The sequence below is a fragment of the Streptomyces sp. NPDC046215 genome (assembly GCF_040646215.1).
Classification (GTDB): Bacteria; Actinomycetota; Actinomycetes; order Streptomycetales; family Streptomycetaceae; genus Streptomyces; species Streptomyces stramineus.
This window is the reverse complement of record NZ_JBEYZW010000026.1, coordinates 79928-91474: the sequence shown is the minus strand read 5'-3', so window position 1 is coordinate 91474 and position 11547 is coordinate 79928. Positions and strand designations below refer to the sequence as shown.

Here is an 11547-nt window from a genome sequence, read left to right as displayed (position 1 = left end):
CTCCCGCGTACTGGGCGTACTCGGGTGATGCGACAACGCGGCGAGGTGCCGTGCCGGGCGTCGCGGCCCCGGGCTGATCCGTAAGACACGCCCTACGCCACCGCCGCCACGCCCGTGCCCGTGAGGAGCCGCCGTACGTCGGCGGCCTCCGAGGTGCCGAGCTGCTCGAAGATCGACAGGGCTTCGGTCCAGCAGGCCCGTGCCCGCCCCGGCTGCCCCAGCGACTCCAGCGAACGGCCCAGGACGATCAGGACGTTGCCGCGCCGCCACTCCCCGCCGATGCCCCGCAGCTTCAGCGCCTGCTCGGCGTGGTGGGCGGCCACGGTCGGCCGCCCGGCGGCGAAGTGGACCTCGGCGAGGCGGTAGTGCGTCATGCCCTCCCACAGCCGCTGCCGGTTGTCCCGGAACACCGGCAGGGCCTCGGAGAGCCGGGTGAGGGCCTCCTCGTGCCGCCCGCCCTGGGTCAGGGCGAGCCCCAGGGCGTACAGGGCGTTGGCGACCCGCCAGGAGGCCCCTATCTCGCGGTAGAGGGCGAGGGCCTGCTCGGCGAGCTCCACCGCCGAGGCGACGCGCCCGCTGTCCAGGCGCACCCGCGAGAGGTTGCTGAGGGCGCTCGCCTCGCCCGGGCGGTTGCCGTCGGCGCGGAAGGCGGCGAGCGCCTGGCCCACGTACACCTCGGCGTCCTTGTGGCGGTGTTCGTAGATGGCGATGATGCAGCGGATGTTGGAGGCGTAGCAGCAGGGGATGGGGTCCCCGCAGGAGCGGCCGAGCAGGACCGCGTGCCGGGCCTGCTCGTCGGCGAGCTCGAACCGGCCCCCGATGCTGTGCACATGGGCCAGGACGTACCGGGCGCGTCCCTCGGCCTGGGGGTCGCCGGCCGCCCGGGTCGCGACGAGCAGGGCCGCGGCGGCCTGCTCGTACAGGCGGGAGTCGGCGCCCGACTCGGCGAGGTCCTTGGCCGCGAGCAGCAGGTCGACGGCGCGGCGCAGGGTGTCGCCGGTGGCGTCGGCGTGCTGGCGCACGCAGGCGAGCAGGCAGCCGGCCTCGGCGAACAGCCAGTCGCCCGCCGCCGCGCGGTCGGTGAAGGTGAGCCCGGGGTGCGTGGTGGGCGTCAGGTGGGCCAGGAGCTGGTCGCCCGGCCGCTCCAGGACGTACACGCCCGCCGCGGTCGCCAGGTAGAAGTCCAGGAGGCGGGACAGGGCGGCGTCGCGCTCGGACGGCGGCTCCTCGTCGCGCTCGGCGCACGCACGCGCGTAGAGGCGCACCAGGTCGTGGAAGCGGTACCGGCCCGGCGCGGCGGACTCCAGGAGCGAGGTGTCGACCAGGCACTCCAGCAGGTCCTCGGTGTCGTCGGGGTCCAGGTCGAGCATGGCCGAGGCGGCGGCCAGTGAGAAGTCGGGGCCGTCGGCGAGGCCGAGGAGGCGGAAGGCGCGGGCCTGGGCGGGCTCCAGCTGGCCGTAGCCGAGCTCGAAGGTGGCCTTCACGGCGAGGTCGCCGGCGCGCAGCTCGTCCAGGCGGCGGCGCTCGTCGCCGAGCTTGCGGGCCAGGACGGAGACGGTCCAGGTGCGGCGGGCGGCCAGCCGGGAGGCGGCGATGCGGATGGCGAGCGGCAGGAAGCCGCAGGCGGCGACGACGTCCATGGCGGCGTCGCGCTCGGCGCCCACGCGCTCCTCGCCCACGACGCGGGTGAAGAGGACCAGCGCCTCCTCCGGGCTCATCACGTCGAGGTCGACGAGGTGGGCGCCGGCGAGGTCCACCATGCGGGCGCGGCTGGTGACGAGCGCGGCGCAGCCCTCGGTGCCCGGCAGCAGGGGCCGGATCTGGGCGGCGTCGCGGGCGTTGTCGAGGAGGGTGAGGACCCGGCGCCCGTCGAGGGTGGAGCGGAACAGCGCGGCCCGCTCCTGGACCCCGTCCGGAATGGCGGCGTCGGGGATGCCGAGCGCGCGCAGGAACGAACCGAGCACCGCCTCGGGCTCCGCGGGCAGCGGGCCCGCTCCCTGGAGGTCGACGTAGAGCTGGCCGTCGGGGAAGTGGTGGCGGGCGGTGTGGGCGATGTGCACCGCCAGTGTCGTCTTGCCGACGCCGCCGATGCCGGCGACCGCGGACACCGCCATGACGCGGCCCTCGGCGGTGGTCAGCTGGTCGCTCAGCTCGTCGACGAACGAGGTGCGGCCGGTGAAGTCGGCGACGGTGGCCGGGAGCTGGGCCGGCCGGACGAAGGCGGGGCCCGCGCCGGGGCGGCTGTCCGGGGTGAAGTGCAGGGCGAGGTCCGCGTCGGCCTGGAGGATGCGCTGCTGGAGCTCGGAGAGCTCGGGGCAGGGGTCCACGCCCAGCTCGTCGGCGAGGAGCCGCCGGGTGTCGGCGTAGACGGCGAGGGCCTCGGCCTGCCGTCCGCTGCGGTAGAGGGCGAGCATCAGCAGCTCCCGCAGCCGCTCGCGCAGCGGGTGGGCGGCGGTGAGCGCGGTGAGCTCGGAGACGGCTTCGGCGTGGGCGCCGACCTCCAGGTCGAGGTCGAGGCGGGCCTCGATGAGCGTGAGCCGCCACTCCTCCAGCCGGGTGCGCTGAGTCTCGGCGTACGGGCCGGGCAGGCCGGCCAGCGGCTCGCCGTCCCAGACGTCGAGCGCCGCGTTGATCAGCTCGCGGGCGCGGTCCCGGTCGCCGGCGGCGCGCGCCTTCTCGGCGTCGGCGGCCAGGTGCTCGGCGGTGTCGATGTCGAGGCAGTCCACGCCCACCCGGATCGCGTAGCCGCCCGACTCGCTGATCAGGGCGTCGGCGTCCGGGCCGAAGACCTTGCGGAGCCGGGAGGCGTAGGTGCGCAGCGCGGCCAGGGCGGCGTGCGGGGGCTCGTCGCCCCACAGCGCGTCGACCAGCTCCGGCGCGGTGGCGGTCCGGCCGCCGCGCAGCAGCAGCGCGGCGAGGAGCGCCCGCTGCTGGGGTGAGCCGGTGTGGAGCAGTTCCTTCCCGCGCCGGGCCCGGACGGGCCCGAGCACGGTGAAACGCAGCTGCTGCCCGTGCCCTGTGTCGCCGGCCATGGTGACCCCCTGCTTGTCCCGCTCGGTCGCACCGGCCAGTCTGCCTTGTCGGAAGCCTCCGCGTCAGCAGGGGTCCGGCCTCTCCACAAGCCCTGCCGGCGTCCGCCCAGCCGGCGTACTGACGGATCGTCAGTTCGTCGCTAACGTGTCAGCCATGGAGAGCTTCCCCAGGATTATCTCGGTGGACGATCACACGGTCGAGCCTCCTGGCGTCTGGCAGGACCGTCTTCCAGCGCGGTTTCGCGATGTCGGGCCGCGGATCGTCCGGGCGCCGCTGAAGGAGATGACCTTCGTCGGCGGACGCTTCGCGCCGGTCATGGGAGCCCCCGGCGACCCCGGGCCGGAGACGGACTGGTGGATCTATGAGGATTTGCACCGTCCGCTCACTCGGCTTGATTCCGCCGTCGGATGCTCCAGGGACGACATCAAACTTGAGGGAATCACGTACGAGCAGATGCGCCCCGGGTCCTACAGCGTGCCGCAACGGTTGGCCGATATGGATCGCAACCATGTCCAATCCGCGCTCTGTTTCCCCTCGTTCCCGCGTTTTTGCGGGCAGACGTTCACCGAGGCGAAAGACCGTGAGCTCGGCCTGCTGTGCGTCCGCGCCTACAACGACTGGATGGTCGAGGAGTGGTGCGGCCCCGACGCCGGCGGACGGCTGATCCCGCTCACCCTCATCCCGCTGTGGGACGCCGGCCTGGCCGCCGAGGAGGTCCGCCGCAACGCCGCGCGGGGCGTCCGCGCCGTGTGCTTCTCCGAGATTCCGCCGCACCTGGGCCTGCCGTCCGTCCACACCGACGCCTGGGACCCCTTCCTGCGGGCCTGTGACGAGACCGGCACCGTCATCGCCATGCACATCGGCTCCTCCTCCCGCATGCCCTCCACCTCCGCGGACGCCCCGCCCGCCGTCGGATCCACCCTGACGTTCGCCAACTGCTGTTTCTCCCTGGCCGACTGGCTGATGTCGGGCACGTTCGACCGCTTCCCCCACCTGCGCATCATGTACGCGGAGGGACAGATCGGGTGGATCCCGTACGTCCTGGAGCGCGCGGACGTGGTCTGGGCGGAGAACCGCGGCTGGGGCGGCGTCGCCGACAAGGTGCTGCGGCCGCCCTCGGAGCTCTTCGCCGCGCACGTCCACGGCTGCTTCTTCGACGACGCCTTCGGCCTGCGCAACCTCGACGCCATCGGCGCCGGCAACGTCCTGTACGAGACGGACTACCCGCACTCCGACTCCACGTGGCCGCGGTCACGGGAGGTCGCCGAGGAGCAGATGGGCCACCTGGCCCCGGACGTGGTGGAACGGATCGTCCGGGGCAACGCGATCGCCTTGCTGGGCCTGACGGAGGAGGGCCTGTGGGCGGGGTAGGGGCTCAGGAACAGGTGGGACGGGACGGACGGCCGGTTCCCACGTAGCGCTGCCACTCGGCGGCGGTCAGGTCGCGGCCCGCGGTGCGGCACAGGCCGGTGAGCCACGCCTTCTCCGACAGGTCCCAGGAGAGGACTTCACCGGCCTCGGTGACGGTCCACAGCGTGCCGCCGTCGGGGGACAGGGCCATGCCCGTCTGATCGCCGGTCCCGACCATCCCGTTCATCGACTCGACCGCCCTGGGAAGGGTGAAACTGCTCAGCCGGTCGCCGTGTGCCGCGCCCCACTGGGTGACGGTGCCGTCGGAGGCGAGGGTGACGACCTTCCCGCCGTCGGCGCTCACCTTCACACTCCAGGCCCCGGCCCCGTCGGAACGCCAGCGGAAACGGCGCGCGCCGGTGTCCCAGCGCGCGAACGTCCGCTTGGCGCCGATGACGTACAGCGAGCCGCCGCCCTCGGACAGGAAGAGGTTCTGGACCGGTTCACCGCCCAAGGGCACCGTCTGGAGCCGGCGCCCGGACAGCACGTCATAGACGCTCACGTCCCCTCCGGGGCCCTCAACTGCGCTCGTGCGCCCGTCCCCGCTCAGAGCGCCCTGGAGGCCGTCGTACGGACCCGGTGGTTTCCCCTGCACGGTGGTCCGTACGCGCCCTGTGGCGAGGTCGACGGCGTGGACCGATCCGTCGGCTGTCAAAGCGGCCAGCCTTCCGTCACCCCGTGGCGCGAGAGCGGCGACGACCCGGACCTCCGAGTTCTTGTTGACCGGAAGCTCTACGGTTTTCGATTTAACGGGGCGCTCGCCGGAGACTTCCCAGACGGTGACGGCCTTCTCCGAACCGACGTACAAGGTCTTCCCGTCGGCGCTGTATGCGAGGGCTTCGGCGTACGCGTAGCCGTCGTCCTCGTCATTGCTGGAGAGGGTGCCGTCCGCCTCCTTCAGCGGCCAGGTGTGCGGTGGCCCTCCGCTGCCCCGGCCGCTCCAGGAGACCCGGCCGGCCGCCCCGGCGGCGATGGCCAGGGAACGGGAGGCGTTGTCCACGTCCGGGACGCGCAGCCCGTAGGAATGGGCGGTACGAGCCGCCTGGTCGAAGTCCCACAGGGCGACGGTACGGCCGACCGCCGAGGCCATCCTGCTGCCGGCGCCCGGCGAGAACCGCATCAGCGTGGGCGGACCGACGCCGGTGAGCTCCCGGACCCGGCCCCCGTTCTCGAAGCCGCTGCTGCCGCCCGCCGTATCGACGACCGTGATGCCCGTCGACGTGGCCACCGCCATCCGCCCGGCGTCGGCCAGGGTGAAGAGACGGGCCTCCTTGTTCGGCAGCCAGGCGAATTCCCCGCAGGCCTTGCTCTCCTTCTTCTCATCCGGCCGCACGGCGCCCGCGGCGTAGGTGGAGCCGTATTTGATGTAGCCGAAGCACGACCCCGAGGGGGAGGCGCCCGCCGCGTAGTTCCCGGCGGGGGTGACGCCTCCCCAGCTGTCGCCCGCCGTGCTGAGCTCGGGAACCGACAGCAGCACGCCGCTGCCGTTCGCACCGAGGGCCAGGATCCGGGCGCCCTCGTCCCAGAACGACACGCTGCTGACGCCCGCTTCCTTGAGGGCCACCTCCTTCGTCTTCTCCTTCGCGCCGGTGTACAGCGCCACGTGGCCGCCTTCGCTCCCCACGGCCAGATTTCCCGCCATGTCGAACGCCACCGACGTGACGCCCGCGGGGGCGCCGGAGAGCCGCCGCATCGTCTTTCCCGCCAGGTCGTAGACGCCCAGCGCGCCCTTGGCGTCCCCGACGGCCAAGGAGGAGCCGTCCTCGCGGAAGTCCAGGGCCGTCACCGCCGAGGGCAGGCTGGTCCGGCCGCGTACGGCCGAACCGTCGCTGCGCCAGACCGTCACCCCGCCCCCCTCGTCCCCCACGGCCACCGTGCTGCCGTCCGGGCTGAAGGCCAGTTCGCTCACGTCCTTCCCGCTCGTCACGAACCGCACGAGATGCGGGCTGGACGTGGCCAGTCGGTTCAGGGCGGAGACCGCCTCGGGGGTGGCCTGGACGCGGTACGCCTCGATCGCCAGCAGCGACGCCAGCCGCAGGTCGCTCTCGCTGAGGTTCAGCGCCGTCGCCGCCAGCTGGCGGGACGTCGCGAGGCGGTTCTGGTCCCGGGCCCGGTCCCGCTGCTGGAAGGCGACGACCGAGGTGATGCCGGCCGTGACGGCCAGCGCGGTGACGACGGAGACGGCGCCCCGCGTGAACAGTTTGGCCCGGCGGTGCTGGGAGACGTCTTCGCCGATCAGGTCTTCCTTGGGACGGCCGTGCAAGGGGGCCGCCAGATCCGCCACGCACTCCTGGAAGCGGGGATCCCGGAGCGACCCGATGTCCTCCTCCGTCATCCAGCGCAGGTCCACCCACCGGGGCTCCTCGGTGAACATGTCCTCCATCTCGCGCGGCAGGCAGTCGGTGCGCCGCCAGTCGAAATCCCCCGCGGCGTGGTCCCACACCAGCGTGCCGCCGGTCACGACGATCAGGAGGTGACGGGCCCGGTCGCCGGCCTTCCACCAGGCGATCTCCCGGCCCACCCACGGGGAGCGGGCGGCCTCGGGGGAGGCGAGGTAGATCAGCGTGCGGGACGCTCTCAGGTGGTCTTCCACCGCGCTCCAGAGCGCGGGGTTTGCCGACAGCGACGCATTGTCGAGGAAAATGCGGAGCGCCCGTAATTGGCGCCATTTACGGGCGAAACTCTGCAATCCGCGCCGGAGATGCGCGGCTCTGGCCCGGTCGGCGGCGTGGCTGTACGAGATAAACGCGTCGTAGCGGTAGTCGCTGTCCGCGGCGGTGCCGGCCGCGTTGTTCCTGCCCATGTCACCCGTCCCCCCGGCGCAGGTCCAGGGCCCCGGTGCGAGGCCCGTCGTCCGTTCATCCCACCGCGCGGCAGGGCTGAAACCGGGGCTGAAACCGGTGCTGAAGCCGGGGGGAAACGAGGAGAAGGCGGCGGCAAAGAGGGAAATGTGCGGAAATGATGGAAATCCCGGGCAGGTTGTCGCCCGTCCGCCGGGTATTCCGGAAAACGCATTCTCCGGACAGTCGGCACGAACCGACCGTACACTCCCCTTCGGTTTCGCGGGGCATGGGGATATGAGGGGCGGGGCGGCCGTGGCTGAGGTGCGGATTCTGAAAGACGAAGATTTCCCGGTGGTGTTCCAGGCGGCCGACACCGCGTCCCTGGCGGGCCAGCGCAGCTATATGACGGGGACGAAATGGCGCCTGCTGCTGGCCGTCCTGGCCGCGGCGCTCGCCGCCGTCGACATGACCACCGCGGTGGCCGCCGTGCTCCTGGCCTTCCTCGCGACCGTGTGCCTGGAGGTGTGGATGCTGGCGGAGCGCCCGGAGCGGGCCTGGTACGACGGGCGGGCCCTCGCGGAGTCGACGAAGACGCTGGCGTGGCGGTACGCGGTGGGCGGCGAGCCGTTCTCCGCGGACCTGCCCGGCCCCCTCGCGGCCAGACGGTTCCACGAGCGTCTGGAAGTACTGCTGCGCGAAGCGCCGAGCAGCAGCATCGCCCCCGTCGGCTCGATGGCCGCCACCGACGCCATGAACCGGCTGCGGGAAGGTGACTTCGCGTCCCGCAAGCGCTCGTACATCGAGGGGCGCATCGAGGACCAGCAGCGCTGGTACGGCGCGAAGGCCCGCCTCAACACCCGGCTCGCGCACCGCTGGCGCCTCGCCCTGATCGCCGTGGAGGGGCTCGGGGTGCTCGCCGCGGCCCTCCGGCTCACCGGCGTGGTGGAGTTCGACCTGCCAGGTGTGCTGGCGGCGGTGCTCGGCGCGGGAGCGGCCTGGTTCGCCGTGCGGCAGCACGAGTCGCTCGGCCGGGCGTACACCTTCGCCGCGACGGAGCTCAGCATCGTCCACGAGCGGCTCGCGCTGACCTGTGACGAGGCGGCCTGGGCGCGCGAGGTGGCCGACGCGGAGGAGGCGATCAGCCGCGAGCACACGATGTGGCGGGCCGCCCGCGGATCGGCCGTCTGATCGCGACCGCGCCGGCCGCGGGTCTTGCCTGCCGGCCGATCGCCCCGGACGATGGGACCCGCAAAGGTGACTGCCCGTCAGGTCGGTGGGAGGGGTCGGCATGCGCCACGGTCTGCGGGTCCTCCCCGAGGGCCGCCTCTCCTACGGGATGCAGCTGCCCGTCACCTCGCTCAGCACCCTCTACGCCGAGCCCTGGGAGGTCGAGGGCGGGCCCGCCGACCTGCGGGAGACCGCCCGCGCCGCCGACCGCCTCGGCTTCGCCTACCTCGCCACCTGCGACCACGTGGCGATCCCCGCGCGCCTGGCCGCCGCCATGGGCACCACCTGGTACGACCCGGTGGCCACCCTCGCCCACCTCGCCGCGGTCACCGAGCGCACCCTGCTCCTGAGCCATGTAGCCGTGGCCGCCCTCCGGCACCCGCTCGCCCTCGCCAAGCAGTACGCGACCGTCGACCGGCTCGCGGACGGGCGGCTCGTCCTCGGCGTCGGCGCCGGGCACGTGCGCGAGGAGTTCGAGGCGCTCGGCGTGGACTTCCGGCGGCGCGGCGCGATCCTGGACGAGACGGTCGACGCGCTCAAGGCGGCCCTGGGGCCGGGCGAGTTCCCGGAGTTCCACGGCGGCCGCTTCGCCTTCCGCGGCCTGGGCCAGGCGCCCCGCCCCGCCCGCACCCCCCGCCCGCCCTTCTGGGTGGGCGGCTCCTCGCCCGCCGCGCTCCGCCGGGCGGCGCTCCGGGGTGACGGCTGGCTCTCCCAGGGCGACCGGCGCGCGGAGCTGCCCGGCCGCATCGCCGAGCTGCGCCGGCTGCGCGAGGAGGCCGGGCGCGGCGGACCGTTCGCCGTCGGGGTGATCAGCGAGGCCCTGTACGTCGGCGACCCCGGCTGGGAGACCGGGGCGCGCACGCTGACCGGCCGCGCGGAGACGATCGCGGAGTCGCTGCGCGCCTACCGGGTGATGGGCGCGGACCAGATCCAGGTGCGGTTCCGCTGCCGGGGCCTGTCCGAACTCCTGGACCAGATGGAGGCGTTCGCCACCGGGGTGGCCCCGCTCCTGGACGACTGAAGGCGCGGCACCCGCAACCGCAACCCGAGAGGTGGGACCACCCATGGGCAAACTCGACGGCCGCGTCGTGCTCGTCACGGGCGCCGCGCGCGGGCAGGGCGAGCAGGAGGCGCGGCTCTTCGCCGCCGAGGGGGCCAGGGTCGTCCTGGCCGACGTCCTCGACGGGCCCGGCGCGGCCGTGGCGAAGGAGCTCGGCCCGGAGTCGGCCCTGTACGTCCACCTGGACGTCGGCGAGGAGGCCGACTGGGACGCGGCCGTCGCCGCCGCGAAGCGGACCTTCGGCAGGCTCGACGGCCTGGTCAACAACGCCGGCATCCTCCGCTTCAACGAGCTGGTGAACACCCCGCGGGAGGAGTACCTGGAGGTCGTCCGGGTCAATCAGACGGGCACCTTCCTGGGCATGCGGGCCGCCGCCCCCGAGCTGGCGGCCGCGGGCGGCGGGACGATCGTCAACACCGCCTCCTACGTCGCCCTGGCGGGCCTGGCGTTCCTCACCTCGTACGCGGCGACCAAGGCGGCCGTCGTCGCCATGACGCGCGTGGCGGCCCTGGAGCTCGCGGAGCAGGGCATCCGCGTCAACGCCATGTGCCCCGGCGCGGTCGACACCGCCATGACCAACCCGGCCGTCCTCGACCCCACCGCCGACGCGGCCGAGGCGGCCGAGGCCGCGGACGGGCTGTACCGGAAGGTGGTGCCGATGGGGCGGATCGGGCGGCCGGAGGAAGTGGCGCGGCTGGCGCTGTTCCTCACGTCGGACGACTCCTCGTACGTCACCGGGCAGCCGTTCGTCGTGGACGGGGGCTGGCTGGCGGGGGTGGCGGCCCCGTTCTAGAGCGCCTCCGGCGTCCCTCGCCGCTCTCTTGACGCCCCCTGGCGCCGGTGCCAGAGTCTCCGTATCCGGCGGAGCTGACGGTACGTCAGGAATTTAGGGACGGTGAACCTCCGTGGAATTCGGGATCTTTGTGCAGGGGTATGTACCGGCGAGCAGGTCGCGGACGGACCCCGAGGCCGAGCACCACGCGCTGCTGGAGGAGACCGAGTACGTCATCCAGGCCGACAAGTCGGGCTTCAAGTACGCCTGGGCCTCCGAACACCACTTCCTGGACGAGTACTCGCACCTCTCCGCCAACGACGTCTTCCTCGGCTACCTCGCGCACGCCACCGACCGCATCCACCTCGGCTCCGGGATCTTCAACCCCCTGCCCCAGGTCAACCACCCGGCCAAGGTCGCCGAGAAGGCCGCCATGCTCGACCACCTCTCCGGCGGACGCTTCGAGTTCGGCACCGGCCGCGGCGCGGGCAGCCACGAGATCCTCGGCTTCATCCCGGGCGTGACCGACATGAACCACACCAAGGAGATCTGGGAAGAGACCATCGCCGAATTCCCCAGGATGTGGCTCCAGGAGGAGTACCCGGGCTTCCGGGGCACCCACTGGTCCCTGCCGCCCCGCAAGATCCTGCCCAAGCCGTACGGGCCCGCGCACCCCCCGATGTGGTACGCGGCCGGCTCGCCGTCCTCGTACGCGATGGCGGCGCGCAAGGGCCTGGGCGTCCTCGGCTTCAGCGTGCAGAAGGTCGCCGACATGGAGTGGGTCGTCGACTCCTACAAGACGGCGATCGCCCAGGCGGAGCCGGTCGGCGCGTTCGTCAACGACAACGTGATGGTGACCTCGACGGCCATCTGCGCCGAGACCCACGAGCAGGCCGTCGCCGTCGCGGTGAGCGGCGGGCTGCACTACTTGCAATCCCTCCTTTTCCGCTACCACGACACCTTCCCTCGCCCCGAGGGCATCCCCCGGTGGCCGGAGCTGCTGCCCGAGTACACCGAGGAGATCATCGAACTGCTCATCGCCGAGGAGCTGATGATCTGCGGCGACCCGGACGAGGTCTTCCGCCAGTGCAAGCGCTGGGAACAGGCGGGAGCCGACCAGCTGTCGTTCGGCCTGCCGATCGGGGTGCCGTACGAGCACACCATGGAGACCATCCGGCTCATCGGGGAGCACGTCATACCGAAGATCGACACGGACCCGGTGCACCGCACCGCGCGGTTCCGCCAGGGCGCCGGCCGCTGAC

General features: G+C 72.8%; 7 protein-coding genes. 5 read left to right on the top strand and 2 right to left on the bottom strand.

What is annotated here, in order from left to right; genetic code table 11:
* Window positions 1–92: 92 nt before the first annotated feature.
* Window positions 93–3032, bottom strand: coding sequence for a BTAD domain-containing putative transcriptional regulator (locus ABZ951_RS14440; protein WP_344095680.1), 2940 nt, complete (start codon window positions 3030–3032; stop codon window positions 93–95).
* A 154-nt stretch (window positions 3033–3186) separates the two neighbouring features.
* Between ABZ951_RS14440 and ABZ951_RS14435 the strand changes: the two genes are divergently transcribed.
* Window positions 3187–4404 (top strand): amidohydrolase family protein, encoded by a 1218-nt coding sequence (locus ABZ951_RS14435; RefSeq protein ID WP_344095682.1) that lies wholly within the window; start codon window positions 3187–3189, stop codon window positions 4402–4404.
* Between the two features lie 4 nt (window positions 4405–4408).
* Here ABZ951_RS14435 and ABZ951_RS14430 read toward each other — a convergent pair whose 3' ends face one another.
* A complete protein-coding gene (locus tag ABZ951_RS14430; RefSeq protein WP_344095684.1) occupies window positions 4409–7246 on the bottom strand; it encodes a TIR domain-containing protein in 2838 nt (945 codons plus the stop codon).
* Window positions 7247–7577: 331 nt separating this feature from the next.
* On the opposite strand from ABZ951_RS14430, the gene ABZ951_RS14425 reads away from it, so the two are divergent.
* The 4 genes from ABZ951_RS14425 (at window position 7578) to ABZ951_RS14410 (ending at window position 11546) form a co-directional block, all read left to right on the top strand.
* The gene (locus ABZ951_RS14425) at window positions 7578–8414 is read left to right on the top strand and encodes a DUF4231 domain-containing protein (RefSeq protein WP_344095686.1); all 837 of its coding nucleotides are present in this window, start codon (window positions 7578–7580) and stop codon (window positions 8412–8414) included.
* Window positions 8415–8514: 100 nt separating this feature from the next.
* The gene (locus tag ABZ951_RS14420; protein ID WP_344095688.1) at window positions 8515–9474 is read left to right on the top strand and encodes a TIGR03619 family F420-dependent LLM class oxidoreductase; all 960 of its coding nucleotides are present in this window, start codon (window positions 8515–8517) and stop codon (window positions 9472–9474) included.
* A 43-nt stretch (window positions 9475–9517) separates the two neighbouring features.
* A complete protein-coding gene (locus tag ABZ951_RS14415) occupies window positions 9518–10306 on the top strand; it encodes a glucose 1-dehydrogenase (RefSeq protein ID WP_344095690.1) in 789 nt (262 codons plus the stop codon).
* 112 nt (window positions 10307–10418) lie between these two features.
* Window positions 10419–11546 carry an LLM class flavin-dependent oxidoreductase gene (locus tag ABZ951_RS14410; protein WP_344095692.1) on the top strand — a complete coding sequence of 376 codons (1128 nt, stop codon included), beginning with the start codon at window positions 10419–10421 and terminating at the stop codon, window positions 11544–11546.
* Window position 11547: the final 1 nt, after the last annotated feature.